Below are 19,749 nucleotides of genomic sequence, written 5' to 3' on the forward strand. Positions count from 1 at the left end.
CCTCATAGGGGGCCAGCGTTCCGAACGTTTCCCAAGGTTTTCGATGCACGCCGAATCGCTGTCCTGTCAGGCCCATCTTCCCGGCGAACCGACGCTCGCGATGGCGCTCGCCGACATCTGGTCGCTGCTCGGGACGCGCATCGAGCGGGAGACGCGGGCATTCTGTCGTCATCCGCTCGCCCGGACGTTGTATGCCGACCAGGCGCTGACGGCGATGCAGATCGATGCGCAGGAACTCGCCTATACGCGCGGCAAGTTCGTCGGCCCGTTCGATGCGGCGCTGGATGCGCAGATGGCCGAACGGGGCTCGACCTTTGTCGCCAACGGCGGCGACGACGACGATTATCTGAACGGCCTGTCCGCCAATTACCGCGCGCAGGACGCGATGCTGCGGCAGGCGCTCCAGCACGATCCGGTGCGCTATGCGACGCTGACCAACGCGCTGCACCGGCTGGCGGCGATCGACATCCGCGCCTTCGCCGCGGGCGCCGCCGCGCATCGCCACGCGCGCGAGACCGCGGTGCGCCAGCACCTTGCCGACACGATGACGCAGGTGACGCGGATCGTGGCCTCGATCGGCACGATCAGCAACCAGACCAACCTGCTCGCGCTCAACGCGACGATCGAGGCCGCTCGTGCGGCGGAACACGGCCGCGGCTTCGCGGTGGTGGCGCAGGAGGTGAAGCGCCTCGCCCAGGCGAGCCGTGCCGCGACCGAACAGGCGGCGGCGCTGCTCGCCGCCGCCTGACCCGCGTGGCTACAGCGCGCCGAAATCGATCGGTGCGTGCCGGTCCAGCGCCTGCGGCGCCGCGGGCATCGGGTATTTGAGGCCGGTCGCGCAGTTGAACAGGACGACGCGCTCCTCCTCGTCCACCTCGCCGCTGCGCAGCGCCTCGCGATAGGCGGCGAGCGTAGCCCCGCCCTCGGGACACAGCAGCAGCCCGTCGCGCCGCGCGCAATCGTCCACCGCCTGCAGGATCGCGGGATCGCCGACGCCCAGCGCCTTGCCGCCGCTCTGGCGTACCGCGCGCAGGATCAGGAAATCGCCGACCGCGCGCGGCACGCGGATCCCCGCGGCGACGGTATGCGCATCCTCCCACCGGGCCGCATGCTCGACCCCCTCCTCGAAGGCGCGGACGATCGGCGCGCAGCCCGACGCCTGCACCGCATACATGCGCGGCCGCTTCGACCCGATCCAGCCGAGCGCCTCCAGCTCGTCGAATGCCTTCCACATCCCGATCAACCCGGTGCCGCCACCGGTCGGATAGAAGATCGCGTCGGGCAGCTCCCATCCGCATTGCGCGGCGAGCTCCAGCCCCATCGTCTTCTTGCCCTCGATCCGGTACGGCTCCTTCAGCGTCGAAAAGTCGAACCAGCGCCCCTCGGCGGCGCCCTGCCCGACGATCGCGCCGCAATCGTCGATCAGCCCGTTGACCCGCCATACCCGCGCGCCCTGCATCGCGATCTCGCGCACGTTCACCTCGGGCGTGTCCTCGGGACAGAAGACGATCGTCTCGATCCCGACGCGCGTGGCATAGGCGGCGAGCGCCGCGCCGGCATTGCCGTTGGTCGGCATCGCGATGCGGGTGACGCCCAGTTCCTTCGCCATCGCCACCGCCATGACGAGCCCGCGCGCCTTGAAGCTGCCGGTGGGCAGCCGGCCCTCGTCCTTGACGAGCACGTTGGCGCTGCCCGCGCTGCGCGGGATCGGGATCAGCGGCGTCTCGATCTCGCCCAGGCTGACGACGTTGCCGGTGTGCCGCACAGGCAGCAGCTCGCGCCACCGCCACATGTCGGTCGCACGCGCCGCCAGCGCCTCGCGCGACAGCGCCGCCTTCACCCCCGCAAGGTCATAGCGGACCAGCAGCGGCCGGCCGGCCCGCGACAGGCCGTGCAGCCTGTCGGCCTCGTACCGCTCGCCGGTGATCGAGCATTCGAGATGCGTGACGAACGTCGGGCGATCGGTGGTGAGATTGGGGTTCATGCTGTTATCTCGCTTTTACAACACCGTCCGCGATCGTCGTTGATCGATCGGAAACGGCCGTTACGCTTCACCTGTGCCGGTAACGTTCGACCCTGCGAAAGACGCGATCAATCGGCACAAACACGGGCTGTCGCTCGCCGACATTCGGCCCTTCGATACCGAACCGACGGTCCGTGTCGACGACCGGATCGAGTACGGCGAAACGCGCTACCAGGCATTCGGCCGGATCCACGGCAAGGGCCATTGCCTCGTCTTCACCTTCACCGATGACGGCATCCGCGCTATAAGTTTCCGGCGAGCCCACGAAAAGGAACTTCGCCGCCATGGATAAGCCCGGCCCCGCAGCGCGCTTCGAGGACGATCCCGACTTCGACGACAATCCCGAATGGACCGCCGAGGATTTCGCGAAGGCCCGCCCCGCCAGCGAGGTGCTGCCCCCGCACATCGCCGCGCAATTGACGCGCGGCGACGACGTCGCCCTCGACCCCGACGTCATCGCGAAGTTCCGCGCCACCGGTCCGGGATGGCAGGCGCGGATCAACGCGGCGCTGCGGGCGGCGCAGGTCTAGCGCCCGCGCCACCCGCCGTCGCTCAGTCGGGCTTCTTCGCCACGCCGACCAGCGCGGGGCGGAGCAGGCGGTCCTTTATCATGTAGCCCGCCTGCATCTCCTGCACGATCGTGCCCGGTTCGGCATCGCTCGCCAGTTCCATCATCGCCTGGTGCTTGTTGGGATCGAGCGGCGCGCCCATCGCCTCGATGCGGGTGATGCCGTTGCGGGCAAAGACGCTTTCCAGCTCGCGGCCCGTCGCCTCGAGACCGGTGACCAGCCCCTTCAGCTTCTCGTCCTCGCGCAGCTCGGCGGGGATCGCCGACAGCCCGCGCGACAGATTGTCCGCGACCGACAGGATGTCGCGCGCGAACGACGTCGTCGCATAATTGCGCGCGTCGGCGACGTCCTTTTCGGTGCGGCGGCGCACGTTCTGGATCTCCGCCTGCGCATACAATGTCTGCTGCTTCGCCTCGGCCAGCTGGTTCTCCAGCTCGGCCACCCGGTCGTGTTCGGCGACTTCGGGCGCGGCCTCCGCCGTTTCCTGGCGCAATGCTTCGGCGTCCGTCTTCGTCTCTTCGGTCATTCGAATCCCTGTATGTTCAGCTGGGGTCAGCCCATCAAGCGGGCGAGCGTTGCCGCCGTAAAATCCACCATGGGCACGACGCGGGCATAGTTCAACCGCGTCGGGCCGATCACGCCGACCACGCCGACCACCCTGCCGCCGGCGCCGCGGAACGGCCGCGCGATCACCGACGAGCCCGACAGCGCGAACAGCTTGTTCTCCGCGCCGATGAAGATCCGGGTCGCATCGCCCGCGCTCGCGCTGTCGAGCAATTGCGCCACTTCCTGCTTGCCCTCGAGGTCGTCGAGCAGGTCGCGGACGCGATCGAGGTCGGCGGCGGCGGCGGCATCGATCAGCCGGCTCTGGCCGCGCACGATGAACACCGGCCGGCGCGCGCCGTCCTCGCTCCACACCGCGAGCCCGCGCTCGACGAGGGCGCGCGCGGCCCCGTCCAGCGCCGCCCGCCCCTCAACCAGTTCGCGTTCGACCCGTGCCCGCGCCTCCGCAAGGGTCAGGCCGCCGAGCGTCGCGGTCATGTAATTGCCCGCCTCGACCAGCGTCGACGACGCCATGCCGGCGGGCAGCTGGATGACGCGGTTCTCGACGCTGCCGTCGTCGCTCACCAGCACCGCCATCGCCTGGGTCGTGGACAGGGCGACGAAGCCGATCGAGCGCAACGCGAGTTCGCGCTTGGGCACCATCACCAGCCCCGCGCAGGACGACAGGCCCGACAGCGCCGCGGTGGTCGCCGCCAGCGCCTCCTCGACGGGTCCGTGATAGCCGACGCGCGATTCGATTGCCGCGCGTTCCTCCGGCGAGGGTTCGAGCGCCTGCATCATGCCGTCGACGAACAAGCGCAGCCCCCGGTCGGTCGGGATGCGCCCGGCGCTGGTATGCGGGCTGGCGAGCAGCCCCAGCTCCTCCAATTCCTGCATCACCCCGCGGATCGAGGCGGGCGACAGGTTGAGGCCGGATGCGACCGCGATCGTCTTCGATCCCACCGGCATCCCGCTCTCGACATAGCCGTCCACCACCGCGCGAAAGATGTCGCGCGCCCGGTCGGTCAGTTCGGTGACGGGAGCAGCCATGGCCGTTTACTTAGGTGTCTGGCCGTCGCGGATAAAGGCCGCGATCGGCAGCGCGTCGGGCGCGGCGCGCAAGGCGGCGCGCATCGCCTGCGGCCCGCAGCCGTAATAGGCGTTGAGATGCTGGCGCCCGCCGCTCGCCTCGCTCCAGACGATATCGACGCTCGGCATGTCGGTGGGTGCGTTCGCGCAGCCGGGGCTGCCGGGCTGCAACAGCGTTTCCGCCGCCTTCGGCCGGTAGGGCGCGAGCGCGGCGGCGAAGGCGCGATAGGCCGCGGGCGTCGCCCGGAATTGCCGCACGCCGGTGACCGCGGTGAAGCGCATCCCCTCGAACGTGCCGCTGCCGTCGGGCGCGATCGTCACCGCATAGACGGGACAGGTGCCGTAGCATGGCGCGGTTTCGTAGCGGATCGTCTCGCGCTCGATCGCCACCGGAAGGCCCGCATCCGTCGTCGTCGCACAGCCCGTCAGCACCATGGCGGCCAGCGCCGCGATCGTCGTCCTGTGCATGCCTGTGTCCCCTTTGCTCACCACTGGCGCCGTCGCGCGCCGCCGTCTAGGGCGTTGCCGCATTGGACCTTGAGGAGAGTTGAATGCGCCCCAGCGGACGCGCCCCCGATCAGATGCGCAGCATCGCGATCGAGCCGAACTTCACCCGCCACGCCGAAGGATCGGTGCTGGTCGGCTTCGGCGACACCAAGGTGCTGGTGACCGCCAGCCTGGAAGAACGCGTGCCGCCGTTCCTGCGCGGCAAGGGCGAAGGCTGGGTGACGGCCGAATACGGCATGCTGCCGCGCGCCACCCACACCCGCGGCAGCCGCGAGGCGGCAAAGGGCAAGCAGTCGGGCCGCACGCAGGAAATCCAGCGCCTGATCGGCCGCTCGCTGCGCTCGGTGGTCGACATGAAGCTGCTCGGCGAACGCCAGATCACGCTCGATTGCGACGTGATCCAGGCCGACGGCGGCACCCGCACCGCGTCGATCTCCGGTGCGTGGGTCGCGCTGCGCCTCGCCGTCGACACGCTGCTGCAAAGCGGCAAGCTGACCACCGATCCGATCCTGCAAAAGGTCGCCGCGGTCAGCTGCGGCATCTATCAGGGCACGCCGGTGCTCGACCTCGACTATGTCGAGGATTCGGGCGCGGACGCGGACGGCAATTTCGTCCTCCTCGAAAACGGCAACATCGCCGAGGCGCAGGCGACCGCCGAGCATGCGACCTATGACGAGGAAGCGCTGCTGCGCCTGCTCCGCCTCGCGCGGATCGGCTGCGCGGACATCTTCGCCGCGCAGGAGCGCGCGGTCCGATGAGCGGCGAGGGCAACGGCCGCCAGGCGATCCGCAAGCTCGCCCCCGGCCGGCTGGTGATCGCCAGCCACAATGCGGGCAAGGTGCGCGAGATCGCCGAACTGCTCGGCCCCTATGGCATCGAGCCGGTGTCGGCGGGCGAGCTCGACCTGCCCGAGCCCGAGGAAACGGGGACGACCTTCGTCGCCAACGCCGAGCTGAAGGCGTTGCAGGCCGCCGACCTGTCCGGCCTGCCCGCGCTCGCCGACGACAGCGGGCTGTGCGTCGACGCGCTGGGCGGGGATCCCGGCATCTTCTCGGCGCGCTGGGCGGGAGAATCCAAGGACTTCGGCCATGCGATGCGGCTGGTCGAGGACCGGCTGACCGAGGAACCCGACCTCGCGCGGACCGCGCATTTCGTCTGCGCGCTGGCGCTGGCGTGGCCCGACGGCCATGTCGAATGGTTCGAGGGCCGCGTCGACGGCACGCTCGTCTGGCCGCCACGCGGCGGCAACGGCTTCGGCTATGACGCGATGTTCCTGCCGGTCGGCACCGACGCGACGTTCGGCGAGATGGATCCCGCCGCCAAGCATGCGGTCAGCCATCGCGCCGATGCCTTCCGACAGCTGGTCGCCGCCGTCCTGTAGCACCCGGATCGCGGCGGACGTCAGGCGTAGGCGGCGGTCCACATCAGCGTCGCGATCCGATCGGCGGTCAGTTCGTCGGCCGCGACGGTTGCGACGCCCTCCGCCACCGCGGCGGCGGCCACCACGACCGCGATCCGCAATGCGACCGCGCGCAGCTGCGCGATCGGCGGCAGCAGCGTCTCCCCCGCGCCGCCCATGGCGCCGAGCGCCCGCGCGGCGGCCATGAACATGCCGTCGGTCACCGTCCGCGCGCCCGCGGCGATGGCGCCCAGCCCGACGCCGGGAAAGATGTAGACGTTGTTGACCTGCGTGACGCCGGCGACGCCGAACGGGCTGCCGGTGCCGACGATCGCGCGGCCGCCGGTCCAGGCGAGCAGGTCTGCGGGGTGCGCCTCGGCCCGCGACACCGGGTTGGAGAGCGGAAAGACGACCGGCCGCGCGCAGCCCGCCGCCATCGTGCGGATCACCGCCTCGGTAAAGGTGCCCGGCTGGCCCGAAGCGCCGATCAGCACCGTCGGCTTCACCGCGGCGACGGTTTCCGCCAGGCCGATCGCGCCGTCGGCGTCGCGTGCCCAGCCGGTCACGCCGGCCGGATCGTGCGCCAGCCGCGCCTGCGACGGCGTCAGCTTCGCCGTGTCGGACAGGATCAGCCCGTCGCGATCGACCGCCCAGATGCGCGCGCGCGCCGCGGCCTCGTCGAGCCCCTCCGCCCGCAGCGCGCGCACCAGCAGTTCGGCGACGCCGCTGCCCGCCGCGCCCGCGCCGAACAGGACGATCCGCTGGTCCGCCAGCGACGCGCCGGTCCGCGCGATCGCCGATAACAGCGTGCCGACCGCGGTCGCCGCCGTTCCCTGGATATCGTCGTTGAAGCTGAGCAGGCGGTCGCGATAGCGGCCGAGCAGGTCATGGGCGTTGTGGCCGGCGAAATCCTCCCATTGCAGCAGGACGTTGGGCCAGCGCGCCGCGACCGCGGCGACGAACCGTTCGACGAAATCGGCATAGTCCTGCCCCCGCACCCGCGGGTTGCGCCAGCCGACGTAGAGCGGGTCGTCGCGCAGCCCCGCATTGTCGGTGCCGACGTCGAGCAGGATCGGCAGCACCTCCGCCGGGTGGATCCCGGCACAGGCGGTATAGAGCGCCAGCTTGCCGATCGGGATGCCCATCCCGCCCGCCCCCTGATCGCCGAGGCCGAGGATCCGCTCGCCGTCGCTGACCACGATCACCTTGACCCGGTCGAGCGCCGGATCCGACAGGATGTCGTCGATCCGCTCGCGGTTGGGATAGCTGAGGAACAGCCCGCGCGGCTTGCGCCAGATCTCGCTGAACCGCTCGCAGCCCGCCCCCACCGTCGGCGTGTAGACCAGCGGCAGCATGCGCGGCAGGTCCGCATGCACGAGCGCGTGGAACAGCACCTCGTTGGAATCCTGCAATTCGCGCAGGAAGGCGTAGCGGTGGAAGTCGTCTGCCATGCCGTCGAGCACGCGGCGGCGGCGCGCGATCTGGCTGTCGAGCGTGCCGACGTGCGGCGGCAGCGGCCCGTGCAGGTTCAGACGGTCGCGCTCCCCCTCGGTGAAGGCGGTGCCCTTGTTGGTCAGCGGATCGGACAGCAGCGCACGGGCGGCGGCATGGACGGCGGGGGGCATGCGGGATCCTTCTAGAAGCGGAAGCTGAGCCAGCCGGCGAGGAAGTCGGAGCTCCTGAACCCCGCCCGGGTCAGCGACGGGCCGGCGGCGAGATGTTCGTAGCGGCCGGTGAAGGACAGCCGCGGGCCGATCGACCACACCGCCTGCAACCGGGCGACGTCGCCGATCTTGGCATCGCCGATCCGCTGCGTGCCCGCGAACGGCTGGCCGTTGGCGCGGTAGACCGCGTCGGTGACGCTGTCGCGCCAGGTCAGCTGATATTCGGCGGTCAGCCGCACCGACGTCAGCGGGGAAAAGGTGACGTTGGGCGCCACCGCGATCAGATTCGACGGGGTCAGGAACAGGCCATAGCTGTAATAGATGTTGTTGCCGAACGGCGCATAGGCATCGCGCAGCTTGCCGTCGCCATAGCCGCCGCCGCCGCTCGCATAGTCGAGGTGCACGCCGATCCGCGGCGCCGTCTTCGACGCGCCGATGCGATAGGTCTGCGCCAGGAACACCTGCCAGGCGTCGATATCCTGATCGATATAGTGACCGGACTGGTGGTTGACCGTCCAGTCGATCGTCAGCGGCCCGGCATCGCCCCAGATACGCGTGCCGACGTAATAGCGTGTCGCCGGCCCGATCCGGCCGCCCCAGGCGCCGACCGTGTTGCGCCGCCGCCAGAGGAACGGATCGACGTACAGCTTCGATCCGCCGAACCATGTCGTCGGCATCGCGAAGCCCAGCGTCACCCCCGAAAAGCGCCGGGCGGGATCGCTGATGTCGTCATCGGTGCCCAGGTCGCCATATTGCGTCGGCTTGAGGTCGAACAGGTCGACGCGTGCGCGCGCCCCCCGCGCCCAGGCGCGCACGCCGTTCAGCGTATAGCGGATCGTGTTGTTGTCGCGCTGCGACACGAGCAGATTGGGGCCGTCGGTGAATTCCTGCCGGCCGTAGCGCGCGCCGATCGCGACGCCGTCGATCTCCGCATTGCCTTCGACGAACGCCTGTTGCAGCACCAGGTCGTTGCGCAGCGTCGCCGCCGGTGCGCCGAGCTCGACGCCCGAGATGCCGCCGTGCGCGACCTCGGCGAAAGCGCGGACATGCGGCCCGACGTGAAGGTCGGCGCCGCCGACGATGCGGTTGATATCCTGGCGCTGCGCGCGCGCGTCGCGCAGGTTCGGGTTGGTCGTATGGTTGACGCGCAACCGCAGCTCCCCCGACAGCGTCAGATAGACCTCGCCATCCGCGGCGATCGGCAGGAACTTGAGCCGGTCGAATATGTCGCGGCGCCTGGCGGGATCGCGCATCACCCGCCAATCCTCCGCCCAACGCGACAGGTTGAAACCGTTGGTGGTGGCGCCGTCCCCCGCCGCCGCCGCGGGGAAGGAGGTGACGGTCGGGGTGGCGGGATTGCGCGTCTGGCCGCTTTCGCTGGGCGCGACGCTGGTCTGCGCCCGTGCCCCGGCGGCGGTGGCGAGGGTGAGCAGGACGGTGGCGCCGCAAAGCGCACTGGCTCGATGGAACATCGTGTGGATCCTTTCAGGTCGGCGGCCCCGCGTCCGTCCGCTCCGGTACCGGCCCGGACGGACGCGGGGCGCCGCGGGCGTCAGGCCGCCGGGACGGCGTCGGCGGGCAGCTGGTCGACGCGGAGCGCCTCGCCCCGCAGCGCCGCGTTCAGCCGGTCGATGTCGAGCGCGCCTTCCCAGCGCGACACGACCACCGTCGCGACCGCGTTGCCGATGAAGTTCGTCAGGCTGCGGCATTCGCTCATGAAGCGGTCGACGCCGAGGATCAGCGCCATCCCCGCCACGGGCACGCTCGGCACGATCGACAGCGTCGCCGCCAGCGTGATGAAGCCCGCACCGGTCACCCCCGCCGCGCCCTTCGACGACAGCATCGCGACCGACAGCAGCAGCAACTGCTGCCCCAGCGTCAGGTCGACGTTGCACGCCTGCGCGATGAACAGCGCCGCCAGCGTCATGTAGATATTGGTGCCGTCGAGGTTGAACGAATAGCCCGTCGGCACGACCAGCCCGACGATCGACTTGGGACAGCCGGCGCGCTCCATCTTCTCGATCAGCGCGGGCAGCGCGCTTTCCGACGACGACGTGCCGAGCACCAGCAACAGCTCCGCCTTGAGATAGGCGATCAGCCGCAGGATCGAAAAGCCGCACAGCCAGCCCACCGTGCCCAGCACCAGCAGCACGAACAGCAGCGAGGTGAAATAGAAGGTCCCGACCAGCACCGCGAGATTGGCGAGCGTGCCGACGCCATATTTGCCGATGGTGAACGCCATCGCGCCGAACGCGCCGACGGGCGCCGCCTTCATGACGATGCTGACGACCTTGAAGAAAGCGAGCGACACGTCCTCGAGCATGTGCAGCACCTTGTCGCCGCGGTCGCCGATCAGCGCCAGCGCGATGCCGAACAGGATCGAGACGAACAGCACCTGGAGGATGTTGCCTTCGGTCAGCGACGACAGGAACGTGTCCGGGATGATGCCGGTCAGGAAGCCGGTGATCGTGCTTTCGTGCGCCTTGGCGGCGAATTCGCTCACCTTGCTGGTATCCAGCGTGGCGGGATCGATGTTCAGCCCCGCGCCGGGCCGCACCACGTTGGCGACGATCAGCCCGACGATCAGCGCCAGCGTCGAGAAGAACAGGAAATAGACGAACGCCTTGCCGGCGACGCGGCCGACGGCGGCAAGGTCGCGCATGCCGGCGATGCCGGTGACGATCGTCAGGAAGATGACCGGGGCGATGACCATCTTCACCAGCTTGATGAAGGCATCGCCGATCGGCTTCAGCGCCTCTCCGGTGGCGGGCGCGAAATGGCCGACCAGCACGCCCGCGACGATCGCGACGAGCACCTGGAGGTAGAGTTGCGCGTACCACGGCCTTGCCGCGGGCGGCGTAGCGGGCGCTTGGGCGATGCTGATGGTCATGGGCAGCCTTTCATCCTCTATGGCGACGCGGGTCCGGCTCTTGCTGGCCGTGTGCGTCGCCGGACGATGCCGTGTGCGACCGGGGGGCGGCAATGCTGCGGGAGAGAAATTATATCTGTTGTTTTACAGCTGCTTATCTGTTCGTTGCATCGCCGGTCGTCCGTTGCCGGACCGCGCCGCGGCGCGAAGTGTGCCGAAAGTTGCACACTTCCGCCCGGCGATTTACAGCGGCAGTTCGCCGCTGCGCCGCTCCAGCGCGAGCAATAGCGCCTTCGCCGCCAGCCCGCCCGCGAAGCCGGTGAGCTGGCCGTCGCCGCCCACCACGCGATGGCAGGGCGCGACGATCGAGAGCGGGTTGCGGCCGTTCGCCGCACCCACCGCGCGCGCCGCGCCCGGGCGGCCGATCGCGCGCGCGATAGCGCCGTAGCTGCGCGTCTCGCCATAGGGGATGGTGAGCAGGGCCGCCCAGACGCGCTTCTGGAATTCGGTGCCGCGCCAGTCGAGCGGCAGGTCGAACGTGGTGCGTTCGCCCGCGAAATAGCCGCGCAGCTGCGCCGTAGCGGCGACCAGCACCGGGTGCGCGGCGTCGACGACGAGCGGGCCTAACCGCACCCGCAACGGATCGTCATCGGCCCACAGGATCGCGACCAGACCTGCATCGCTCGCCACCAGCGTCAGCGGGCCGACGGGCGAATCGATCGTGGCGGAGCGGAGCGAGCGGACCATCGGACGGGCATATCGCCACGCGATGGCCGCGGCCACAGGCCCCAGATCGGACGCCACAGGCGCCCCCCGGCGCATATGCAAATTTGTCTTACTTAATCGACGATCCGATGATAGCGTCACCATCGAGAGCGCAGCGCGAGGCTGCCGCAGGGAGGGGACCGACGGCCGATGGGCTGGACATCACGCTATTTCGCGGCGTCGCTGGCGGCGCTCGCGCTGCCGCTCACGATCCCGGCCATGGCCGCCGCCCCGCAGGCGACGGCGCAGGCGTCCGCGCCCCTGCCCCGGATCGTGTCGCGCGACGGCCGGCACGCGCTGATGGTCGACGGCGCGCCGTTCCTGATGCTCGGGATCCAGGCGAACAACAGCAGCAACTATCCCGCCATGCTGGACAAGGTGTGGCCGATGGTCGCGCGCATCCATGCCAACACGCTGGAAATCCCGGTCGCGTGGGAACAGGTCGAGCCGGTCGAGGGCCGGTTCGACTTCGGCTATGTCGACGCGCTGCTCGCCGGCGCGCGCGCGCACGACACGCGGCTGGTGCTTCTGTGGTTCGGGACGTGGAAGAACACCGGCGCCGCCTATGTCCCCGCGTGGGTGAAGACCGACGGCAAGCGCTTCCCGCGGATGCGCAAGGCCGACGGCACCGCGCATTACGCGCTGTCCCCGCACGCGCGCACCACGCTGGAGGCGGACAAGCGCGCGTTCGTCGCGCTGATGCGGCACCTGAAGGACGCCGATCCCGATCACCGCGTCATCATGATGCAGGTGGAGAACGAGACCGGCGTCTACGGCCAGGGCCGCGACCTGTCGCCGGCGGCGCAGGCGCTGTTCCGCCAGCCGATCCCCGCCGCACTGGCGAAGGCGAGTGGTCGCCGCGGCGACTGGACCGCGGCCTATGGTAAGCTTGCCGATGCGGCGTTCAACAGCTGGCATGTCGGCCGCTACGTCGACGAGATCGCCGCCGCCGGGCGCGCGATGCTCGATCTGCCCACCTATGCCAATGCGGCGCTGGGCGATCCGTTCGCGACGCCGGGCGAGGGCGGCGGCGCAAGCGGTGGTCCCGACTGGTCGACGATCGACGTGTGGAAGGTCGCGGCGCCCCACATCGACGTGGTCGCGCCCGACATCTACAATCGTGACCCCAGGGCCTATGCGGCGTATCTGAGGCTGTACGCCCGGCCGGACAACGCCCTGATGGTCCCCGAAACGGGCAACGCGGCGGACTATGCGCGCTTCCTGTGGAGCGTGCTCGGCCGGGGCGGCATCGGCTTCGCGCCGTTCGGCTTCGACGACACCGGCTACGTCAACTATCCGCTCGGCGCCAAGGTGGTCGATGCCGCGACGATGGCGGCGTTCGCGGACAAGTTCGCGCTGATGACACCGAACGCGCGCGGCTGGGCACGCGCCGCCTTCGACCATCCGACCTGGGGCAGCGCCAAGCCCGCCGATGGCAGCGACGAGAGCGGCACGCTCGGCCGGTGGAGGGTGACCGCGCAATACGGCCTGTGGGCGTTCGGCGAAAAGGATGCGCCGTGGCTGAAGGCCGATCCCCATCCCAGCCGCACCCAGCCGGTGGGCGGTGCGGCGGTGGTGCAGCTGGCGCCCGATGAATTCCTCGTCGCCGGATCCGACGTCCGCATCCGCTTCGACGCGGCCCGTCCCGCCGCCGGCGAAAGCACGCAATGGCTGCGCGTCGAGGAAGGCGGCTTCGATGCGGCCGGTCGCTGGACGATGATGCGCCTCTGGAACGGCGACCAGACCGATTATGGCCTCAACCTCGCCGGCCCGACGCTGTTGCGCGTGACCATGGGCACCTATCGCTGATGCCGCCCTGCCCTCAAGGACCCTCGATGATGCGTCTGTTCGCCCGTCTTGCCGCCGCGCTGGCGCTCTCCACCTCCGGCATCGCGCTCGCCGCCGACGTGCAGCGGATCGACCAGGGCGTCATCGTCACGCCCGATGCCGGCCCGGCGAAGCGGGTGCGCGTCGTCGCGTATGGCGACGGCGGCTTCCGCGTCACCGCGGTGCCCGGCACCGACCTGGCGCTGCCCGACAGCCTGATGGTGATCGCGCGGCCGCACGGCGCCCCGCGGATCGCGCAGCGGGACGGCATCGTCACGCTGACGCTGGCGAAGGCGAGCGCGCAGGTGCGCCTGTCCGACGGCCACGTCCGCTTCCTCGACGCGGCGGGCAAGGTGGTGCTGGACGAGGCGGCACGCGGCGCGTTCGCCCCCAGCGGCGAGGGCAAGGGCTATCTCGCCACCCGGCAGCAGTTCAACCGCGGCAGCGACGAGGGCTTCTACGGCCTCGGCCAGCATCAGAACCGCCAGATGAACTACAATGGCGAGGACGTCGAACTCGCCCAGCACAATATGGACATCGCGATTCCCTTCGTGGTGTCCACGCGGAACTACGGGCTGTTGTGGGACAACAATTCGATCACCCGCTTCGGCAACCCGCGCCCCTATGCACTGGCCGGCACCGACATGCCGGTGACGAGCGGCGGCAAACCGGGATGGAAGGCCGATTACTACCTCGGCGATCGGCTGGCGATCAGCCGGCAGGAAGCGACGATCGACTATCAGTTCATCCGCGACCAGGCGCGCTGGCCGGCCGAGGCGAAGGCGCAGACGGTCGCATCGGCCGACAGCGGCCAGAACACCGCGGGCAAGGTGGTCGGCAAGCAGCGCGTCGTGTGGACCGGCACGCTGGCCCCCACCGTCACGGGCGTGCACAAGTTCCGCGTCTACGGATCGAGCTATTTCAAGGTCTATGCGGACGGCAAGCTGGTGCTCGATCGCTGGCGCCAGAACTGGAACCCGTGGTTCCACAACGTCGACCTGCCGATGACCGCGGGCAGGCCGGTGGCGATCCGGATCGAATGGGAGCCCAATGCGGGCTATATGGCCCTGTTCCATAACGATCCACTGCCCGCGCCCGACCGCCATTCGCTATGGCTGTCGTCGGAGGCGGGCAAGGCGCTCGACTATTATTTCGTCGCCGGGCGCGACATGGACGACGTCGTCGCCGGCTACCGCGGCCTTACCGGCAAGGCGCCGATGATGCCGCAATGGGCCTATGGCTTCTGGCAGAGCCGCCAGCGCTACGAGACGCAGGATCAGCTGCTGGGCGTCGTGCGCGAATATCGCAAGCGACAGATCCCGCTCGATACCATCGTCGAGGACTGGTTCTACTGGCCGCAGGATCAATGGGGCAGCCACCGGTTCGATCCCGCCCGCTTCCCCGATCCCAAGGCGATGGTCGACGAGGTCCACAGGCTGAACGCGCAGCTGATGATCTCGGTCTGGCCGAAATTCTATCCCGATACCGACAATGCCAGGGAACTGGCGGCCAAGGGGTTCCTGTATCGGGGGAACCTGACGATGGGGAACAAGGACTGGGTCGGCCCCGGCTATCTCAATACCGACTACGACCCCTATCAGCCCAAGGCGCGCCGCATCTATTTCCGGCAGGTGCGCGATGCTCTGGTGAAGCTCGGCATCGACGCCTGGTGGATGGACGCGACCGAGCCCGACATCCATTCGAACCTGTCGATCGACGAACGCAAGTTCGTGATGGGGCCGAACGCGCTCGGGCCGGGCGGCGCCTATTTCAACAGCTTCCCGCTCGTCCATGCGCAGGGCTTCGCGCAAGGGCTGCGCGGCGCGACGCCCGGCAAGCGCCCCTTCATCCTGACGCGCTCGGGCTTCGGCGGCATCCAGCGGACGAGTTCGGCGCTATGGTCGGGCGACGTCGCGGCGCGCTGGGACGACCTGCGCGACCAGATTTCGGCGGGGGTCAACCTGTCGATGTCGGGCGTGCCCAACTGGACGCACGACATCGGCGGTTTCGCGGTCGAGGATCGCTACACCAACGCCGAACCCGCCGCGCAGCCCGAATGGCGCGAGCTGCAATTGCGCTGGTTCCAGTTCGGGGCGCTCAGCCCGCTGTTCCGCAGCCACGGCGAAAAGCCCAAGCGCGAGATCTACGAACTGGGCGCGGACGATCCCGCGATGATGCGCTCGATGCTGTGGTACGACCAGCTGCGCTATCGCCTGATGCCCTATATCTACACCGTCGCCGCGGACACGTTCCACAAGGACGGCAGCATCATGCGCGGGCTGGTGATGGACTATGCCGCCGATCGCCGGACGTGGGGGATCGACGACGAATATCTGTTCGGCCGCGACCTGCTCGTCGCGCCGGTCACCGTCTACAAGGCGCGGTCGCGGCAGGTGTACCTGCCGGCGGGAGCGGACTGGTACGATGTCGCCAGCGGTCGCCACTATCGCGGCGGGCAGGACATCGCCGCCGCCGCCCCCTACGAACGGATGCCGCTGTTCGCGCGCGCCGGCGCGATCCTGCCGACCGGCCCGGCGCTGCACTATGCGCGCGAACGGCCCGACGGCCCGATCGTGCTGCACGTCTTCACCGGCCGCGACGGCGCATTCTCGCTGTACGAGGACGACGGCGTCACACCGGGGTACGGAACGGGGCAGTTCGCCCGAGTGCCGCTGGCGTGGGACGAACGCGCGAAGACGCTGACGATCGGTGCGCGGCAGGGCCGCTATCCCGGCATGCCGGCGCGGCGCGCGATATCCGTGCGTTTCCACACGCCGGGCAATGCGACGCCGCTCGACTTCGCCGAGAACGCCGGCAACCGCGTGACCTACGACGGGCGGCCGGTGACGATCCGCCTGCGATAGGCGCCGCCGCCGTCCCGGATCGCGCCGGGACGGCGGCAGGGCGTCACGCCGGAAACACGCCCTTGCGCGCGGCATAGGCGGCGAACAGCGTCGGCCAGGCGGACGCCGGCGTCGTCTTCGGCAGGCGGGTGCCGAAGCCATGCCCGCCCTCGTCGAACAGGTGCATCTCGGCGGGGCGCTTCGCCGTCAGCAATGCCGCGTACAGCGTCAGGCTGTTGGCGACGGGCACGGTGCCGTCGTCGCTGGCATGGACCAGGAACACGGGCGGCGTGTCCGCCCCGACGCGCCGCTCGACCGACGCCGCCTCGACCTCCGCGGCCGCCGGCGTCGGGCCGAGCAGGTTGTTGCGCGACCCCTGATGGGTGATCGCGGCATCCATGCTGACGACCGGATAGATCAGCCCGGCAAGGTCGGGCCGCGCCGACAGGCGATCGGCGGCGTCGACCGGCGCATAGACCGGCTCGGCGAAGCGCGTCGCCAGCGATCCCGCCAGATGCCCACCCGCGGAAAAGCCGATCGTCGCCACGCGGCGCGGATCGATCCCGAAGCGCGCGGCGCCGGCGCGGATCACCCGCATCGCGCGCTGCGCATCCTGGAGCGGCACCAGCCGCCGCTCGCCCCAGCCCTCGCTCGGCAGCCGATAGAGCAGGATGAAGCAGGTGACGCCGAGCGCGTTGAGCCAGCGCGCCTGTTCCGTCCCCTCGTTGTCGTAGGCGAGGAAGCCGTAGCCGCCGCCCGGGACCAGCAGCACCGCTGCGCCGTTGGGCTGCGCCGGCCGCCGGACCACCAGCGCCGGCACGTCGATCCCGGTCGTCCAGCGATCGGGGGCGCCCGGCGTCTTCGAGCGGTCGTTGACCTTGCGGACCGGCCGCTTGCCGAGGTCGCCGGGGATCCGCCCCGGCCACAGCGGCACCCGTTCGTCGGGCGCGCCGCCTTGGGCGGTGGCGGCGCGGCCGGCGACCGCCAGTGCCGCCGCGCCACCGATCAGGGACCGCCGGGTCAGTTCGTCCATCGTCACTTCGTCCCGCATGTGACCGGGCCGGCCGGCGCGCTGCCGATCCGGATCGCCGATACGTCGATACCCAGCGCGCCGCTGCTCGTCAGCACGAACGGCTGCGTCACCTTGCCCATCGCGATACCCTGATCGGCGAAGCAGCGCAGCGGCACCGCCGCCGTCGCCCAATCGTCGTCGACCAGTGCGCCGGTCAGCGGCACGCTCGCCGCCTTGCTGCCGTCCGCCATGCCCAGTGTCACTTGCCCCGCCGGCTTCGCGGTGACGCGATAGTCGAGGATCAGGCTCAGCTGGCCGTTCGATTCGCGCGTCAGGTCGATCGGCATCGCCTGTTCGATCGCGACCGACCCCGCACCCTTGTAGGCCAGGCGCAGGCTGTCTTCCTGCCCGCGCCGGTCGGTGCGCGTCATCGCCGCGCCGCCGTTGACGTTGATCCGCGCGCCGCCTGCGACGCGGCCGCGCACGAACAGCGCGTTCTGGTCGCCTGCGGAAACCTTCGGCCGGGTTTCGTCGAGCGGGGCCAGCGTGGTCTTCGCGGCATAGGTCAGGCCATAGCCGATCGGGAACAGCGGGTCGTAGCCCGGATCGCGCCTGTTGAGCACGGTCTGGTCGATCCGCTTCGGCCAGCTGAACGACAATTTGCCGTGGAAATCGGCGACCGGCCGCCCGCCCTTGCCGGCGAGCAGCACATCGGCGACGCCGCCGCCCTCGGTGCCCGGCAGGAACGCCGCGACGAAGGCGTCGGCGGCGTTCAGCTCGGGATTGACCCACATCGGCCGCCCCGACAGGAACACCGCGACGGTCGGCACGCCCGCCGCCTTCAACCGCTTCAGCAGATCGAGATCGCTCTTGTCGTCGGGGCTGTATTCCAGCGTCGGGCGGTCGCCGGTGAATTCGGCATAGGGCGTCTCGCCGAACACCACGATCGCGACGTCGGGCTTGCGCGTGAAGCGGCCATCGGCCGCCAGCGTCGCGGTGCCGCCGCTCGCGCGCGCCGCCTGGTCGATCCCCGACCAGATCGACTGGCCGTTGGGGAAGTTCTTGTTCGCGACGTCGGTGCCCTGCCAGGTGATCGACCAACCGCCCGATTGCTGGCCGATGTCGTCCGCGCCGCGACCCGCGACGAGGATATTGGCGCCCGCCTTCACCGGCAGCACGCCGCCGTTGTTCTTGAGCAGCACCAGCGATTCCCGCACCGCCTGGCGCGCGATCGCGCGATGCTCGGGCGCGCCGAGCAGGTCGAACTTGCCCGACATCGGCCGCGACGACGGACGCCCCGCCTCGAACGTGCCGGCGATGGCCTTGACGCGCAGGATGCGCCGGACGGCGTCGTCGAGGCGTGCGGCGGGGATCACCCCCGTCTTCGCCTCGCGCAGCGTATTGGCGTACAGGTCCTTCCACTTCGGGCCGGAGTACATGAACATGTCGAGCCCGGCGTTGATCGCCTGCGGACAATCCTCGTTGGTGCAGCCGGTGACCTGGCCGTGCGCGTTCCAGTCGCCGATGGTGAAGCCCTGGAAGCCCCAGCGCTCCTTCAGCACGCCGGTCAGCAGGCTCTTGTTGCCGGTCATCTTCTCGCCGTTCCAGCTCGAGAAGCTGGGCATCACGGTCAGCGCGCCGGCGGGCAGCGCGGTCATATAGCCCGCGGCATGGACGTCGCGCAGCACGCTTTCGGATACGCGGGTGTCGCCCTGATCGTGGCCGCCGGTGCCGCCGTCGCCGAGGAAATGCTTGACCGACGATATGACGTGGCCGGGCTTCATGAAGTCCTGCCCAATCGTGCCCTGGATCCCGGCGACCATCTGGCCGGCGTAGGAGGCGACGATCGCCGGATCCTCGGAATAGCTTTCGTAGGTGCGGCCCCAACGGTCGTCCTGCACCACCGCGACGGTCGGCGCGAAGCTCCAGTCGATGCCGGTCGCCGCCGTCTCCGCCGCGGTCGCTGCGCCGATCCGCCGGATGAGCGCGGGGTCGCGCATCGCGCCCAGCCCGATGTTGTGCGGAAACAGCGTCGCGCCGACGATGTTGTTGGCGCCGTGCACCGCGTCGGTGCCCCAGATCACCGGCACCACCGGCCGGCCGTCGCTGCGCTTCACCGATGCGTCGTAAAAGGCGTCGAACAGTTTCAGCCATTCGGGTGCGGGCGCGAATTCGTCGTTGTTGGGCGCCGAATTGCCGCCGTTGAGGATCGAGCCGAGCTTGTAGGTTTCGAGGTCCTTCGGCGTGATGCTAGCGATGTCGACCTGGATCAGCTGGCCGACCTTGTCCTCGATCGACATGCGCAACAGGATCGATTCGACCCGCGCCTCGATCCGCGGATCGCGCTTCAGCTGCATCGGCAGTACCGGCCATTGATCGGGGTGCGCGGTCGCCGCCGCGGGCGCCGTGGCCTGTTGCGCCATCAGCGGCGTCGCGCCGATCGCCAGCGCGATTGCCGCACACGCGGTGCCGAACCTCAGACCCATCATTCTCTCCCGACGTCGCTGGGCCTAGCCGCCCCGTTTGCCGGCGCAGCCGTGCCATGGCTTGGACGCCACGCCAATACATATTTCAATTTGGCTTTTTCTGTGTCCTGTGCTTCCTGTGCGGCAACGACGACGCCCGTGCGGGCGCTGACC

Annotated in this window: 17 protein-coding genes; 7 read left to right on the forward strand and 10 right to left on the reverse strand. The window is 69.8% G+C overall.

What is annotated here, in order from left to right; all coding sequences use genetic code 11:
• The first annotated feature begins 43 nt into the window (after positions 1–43).
• Positions 44–748 carry a methyl-accepting chemotaxis protein gene (locus LPN01_RS19125; protein WP_410482803.1) on the forward strand — a complete coding sequence of 235 codons (705 nt, stop codon included), beginning with the start codon at positions 44–46 and terminating at the stop codon, positions 746–748.
• 9 nt (positions 749–757) lie between these two features.
• Here the strand turns inward: LPN01_RS19125 and LPN01_RS06295 are convergent, their stop codons facing one another.
• Positions 758–1,984 carry a threonine synthase gene (locus tag LPN01_RS06295; RefSeq protein ID WP_262827512.1) on the reverse strand — a complete coding sequence of 409 codons (1,227 nt, stop codon included), beginning with the start codon at positions 1,982–1,984 and terminating at the stop codon, positions 758–760.
• A 73-nt stretch (positions 1,985–2,057) separates the two neighbouring features.
• Here LPN01_RS06295 and LPN01_RS19130 point away from each other — a divergent pair, with 73 nt between their 5' ends.
• Complete coding sequence (locus tag LPN01_RS19130) at positions 2,058–2,315, forward strand: BrnT family toxin (RefSeq protein WP_410482804.1); 258 nt, start codon at positions 2,058–2,060, stop codon at positions 2,313–2,315.
• Complete coding sequence (locus tag LPN01_RS06305; protein WP_262827514.1) at positions 2,308–2,553, forward strand: BrnA antitoxin family protein; 246 nt, start codon at positions 2,308–2,310, stop codon at positions 2,551–2,553. Before LPN01_RS19130 ends, LPN01_RS06305 begins: the two co-directional genes overlap by 8 nt.
• A 22-nt stretch (positions 2,554–2,575) precedes the next feature.
• Here LPN01_RS06305 and grpE read toward each other — a convergent pair whose 3' ends face one another.
• From grpE to LPN01_RS06320, 3 genes are read right to left on the reverse strand one after another with little or no spacing between them, the layout of a single operon-like run.
• Complete coding sequence (gene grpE, locus LPN01_RS06310) at positions 2,576–3,118, reverse strand: nucleotide exchange factor GrpE (protein ID WP_262827515.1); 543 nt, start codon at positions 3,116–3,118, stop codon at positions 2,576–2,578.
• Between the two features lie 26 nt (positions 3,119–3,144).
• Positions 3,145–4,185 (reverse strand): heat-inducible transcriptional repressor HrcA, encoded by a 1,041-nt coding sequence (gene hrcA, locus LPN01_RS06315; RefSeq protein WP_262827516.1) that lies wholly within the window; start codon positions 4,183–4,185, stop codon positions 3,145–3,147.
• 6 nt (positions 4,186–4,191) lie between these two features.
• Positions 4,192–4,692 carry a DUF6438 domain-containing protein gene (locus LPN01_RS06320; RefSeq protein WP_262827517.1) on the reverse strand — a complete coding sequence of 167 codons (501 nt, stop codon included), beginning with the start codon at positions 4,690–4,692 and terminating at the stop codon, positions 4,192–4,194.
• An 83-nt stretch (positions 4,693–4,775) separates the two neighbouring features.
• On the opposite strand from LPN01_RS06320, the gene rph reads away from it, so the two are divergent.
• On the forward strand, positions 4,776–5,489 hold the full coding sequence (rph, locus tag LPN01_RS06325; protein ID WP_262827518.1) for a ribonuclease PH: 714 nt from the start codon (positions 4,776–4,778) through the stop codon (positions 5,487–5,489).
• Positions 5,486–6,112, forward strand: coding sequence for an RdgB/HAM1 family non-canonical purine NTP pyrophosphatase (rdgB, locus tag LPN01_RS06330; RefSeq protein WP_262827519.1), 627 nt, complete (start codon positions 5,486–5,488; stop codon positions 6,110–6,112). The genes rph and rdgB overlap by 4 nt, the downstream gene beginning before the upstream one ends.
• 20 nt (positions 6,113–6,132) lie before the next feature.
• Here the strand turns inward: rdgB and LPN01_RS06335 are convergent, their stop codons facing one another.
• The 4 genes from LPN01_RS06335 to LPN01_RS06350 form a co-directional block, all read right to left on the reverse strand.
• Positions 6,133–7,755 (reverse strand): NAD-dependent malic enzyme, encoded by a 1,623-nt coding sequence (locus LPN01_RS06335; protein ID WP_262827520.1) that lies wholly within the window; start codon positions 7,753–7,755, stop codon positions 6,133–6,135.
• A gap of 11 nt (positions 7,756–7,766) precedes the next feature.
• Complete coding sequence (locus LPN01_RS06340; RefSeq protein ID WP_262827521.1) at positions 7,767–9,266, reverse strand: alginate export family protein; 1,500 nt, start codon at positions 9,264–9,266, stop codon at positions 7,767–7,769.
• Positions 9,267–9,346: 80 nt separating this feature from the next.
• Positions 9,347–10,684 (reverse strand): dicarboxylate/amino acid:cation symporter, encoded by a 1,338-nt coding sequence (locus LPN01_RS06345; protein ID WP_262827522.1) that lies wholly within the window; start codon positions 10,682–10,684, stop codon positions 9,347–9,349.
• A 222-nt stretch (positions 10,685–10,906) separates the two neighbouring features.
• Positions 10,907–11,410, reverse strand: a complete 504-nt coding sequence (locus tag LPN01_RS06350) for a methylated-DNA--[protein]-cysteine S-methyltransferase (protein WP_262827523.1) — start codon at positions 11,408–11,410, stop codon at positions 10,907–10,909.
• Positions 11,411–11,578: 168 nt separating this feature from the next.
• On the opposite strand from LPN01_RS06350, the gene LPN01_RS06355 reads away from it, so the two are divergent.
• Both LPN01_RS06355 and LPN01_RS06360 read left to right on the forward strand, forming a co-directional pair.
• Positions 11,579–13,237, forward strand: coding sequence for a DUF5597 domain-containing protein (locus tag LPN01_RS06355; protein ID WP_262827524.1), 1,659 nt, complete (start codon positions 11,579–11,581; stop codon positions 13,235–13,237).
• A 26-nt stretch (positions 13,238–13,263) separates the two neighbouring features.
• Positions 13,264–16,119: a TIM-barrel domain-containing protein gene (locus LPN01_RS06360; RefSeq protein ID WP_262827525.1), complete on the forward strand. Its 2,856-nt coding sequence runs from the start codon at positions 13,264–13,266 to the stop codon at positions 16,117–16,119.
• Between the two features lie 43 nt (positions 16,120–16,162).
• Here the strand turns inward: LPN01_RS06360 and LPN01_RS06365 are convergent, their stop codons facing one another.
• Positions 16,163–17,149 carry an alpha/beta hydrolase gene (locus LPN01_RS06365; protein ID WP_262827526.1) on the reverse strand — a complete coding sequence of 329 codons (987 nt, stop codon included), beginning with the start codon at positions 17,147–17,149 and terminating at the stop codon, positions 16,163–16,165.
• Positions 17,134–19,599: a glycoside hydrolase family 3 N-terminal domain-containing protein gene (locus tag LPN01_RS06370; protein ID WP_410482805.1), complete on the reverse strand. Its 2,466-nt coding sequence runs from the start codon at positions 19,597–19,599 to the stop codon at positions 17,134–17,136. Before LPN01_RS06370 ends, LPN01_RS06365 begins: the two co-directional genes overlap by 16 nt.
• Positions 19,600–19,749 lie beyond the last annotated feature (150 nt).

Source organism: Sphingomonas sp. A2-49 (genome assembly GCF_025548555.1).
Classification (GTDB): Bacteria; Pseudomonadota; Alphaproteobacteria; order Sphingomonadales; family Sphingomonadaceae; genus Sphingomonas.

What these genes read in the sequence shown, in the direction of transcription:
- LPN01_RS06320 (WP_262827517.1), bottom strand. Translation starts at nt 4,692, where the DNA reads ATGCACAGGACGACGATCGCGGCGCTGGCCGCCATGGTGCTGACGGGC.
- LPN01_RS19125 (WP_410482803.1), top strand. Translation starts at nt 44, where the DNA reads ATGCACGCCGAATCGCTGTCCTGTCAGGCCCATCTTCCCGGCGAACCG.
- LPN01_RS06295 (WP_262827512.1), bottom strand. Translation starts at nt 1,984, where the DNA reads ATGAACCCCAATCTCACCACCGATCGCCCGACGTTCGTCACGCATCTC.
- LPN01_RS06370 (WP_410482805.1), bottom strand. Translation starts at nt 19,599, where the DNA reads ATGATGGGTCTGAGGTTCGGCACCGCGTGTGCGGCAATCGCGCTGGCG.
- LPN01_RS06355 (WP_262827524.1), top strand. Translation starts at nt 11,579, where the DNA reads ATGGGCTGGACATCACGCTATTTCGCGGCGTCGCTGGCGGCGCTCGCG.
- LPN01_RS06340 (WP_262827521.1), bottom strand. Translation starts at nt 9,266, where the DNA reads ATGTTCCATCGAGCCAGTGCGCTTTGCGGCGCCACCGTCCTGCTCACC.
- LPN01_RS06345 (WP_262827522.1), bottom strand. Translation starts at nt 10,684, where the DNA reads ATGACCATCAGCATCGCCCAAGCGCCCGCTACGCCGCCCGCGGCAAGG.
- grpE (WP_262827515.1), bottom strand. Translation starts at nt 3,118, where the DNA reads ATGACCGAAGAGACGAAGACGGACGCCGAAGCATTGCGCCAGGAAACG.
- LPN01_RS06305 (WP_262827514.1), top strand. Translation starts at nt 2,308, where the DNA reads ATGGATAAGCCCGGCCCCGCAGCGCGCTTCGAGGACGATCCCGACTTC.
- hrcA (WP_262827516.1), bottom strand. Translation starts at nt 4,185, where the DNA reads ATGGCTGCTCCCGTCACCGAACTGACCGACCGGGCGCGCGACATCTTT.
- rph (WP_262827518.1), top strand. Translation starts at nt 4,776, where the DNA reads ATGCGCCCCAGCGGACGCGCCCCCGATCAGATGCGCAGCATCGCGATC.
- LPN01_RS06335 (WP_262827520.1), bottom strand. Translation starts at nt 7,755, where the DNA reads ATGCCCCCCGCCGTCCATGCCGCCGCCCGTGCGCTGCTGTCCGATCCG.
- LPN01_RS06365 (WP_262827526.1), bottom strand. Translation starts at nt 17,149, where the DNA reads ATGCGGGACGAAGTGACGATGGACGAACTGACCCGGCGGTCCCTGATC.
- LPN01_RS06350 (WP_262827523.1), bottom strand. Translation starts at nt 11,410, where the DNA reads ATGGTCCGCTCGCTCCGCTCCGCCACGATCGATTCGCCCGTCGGCCCG.
- rdgB (WP_262827519.1), top strand. Translation starts at nt 5,486, where the DNA reads ATGAGCGGCGAGGGCAACGGCCGCCAGGCGATCCGCAAGCTCGCCCCC.
- LPN01_RS06360 (WP_262827525.1), top strand. Translation starts at nt 13,264, where the DNA reads ATGATGCGTCTGTTCGCCCGTCTTGCCGCCGCGCTGGCGCTCTCCACC.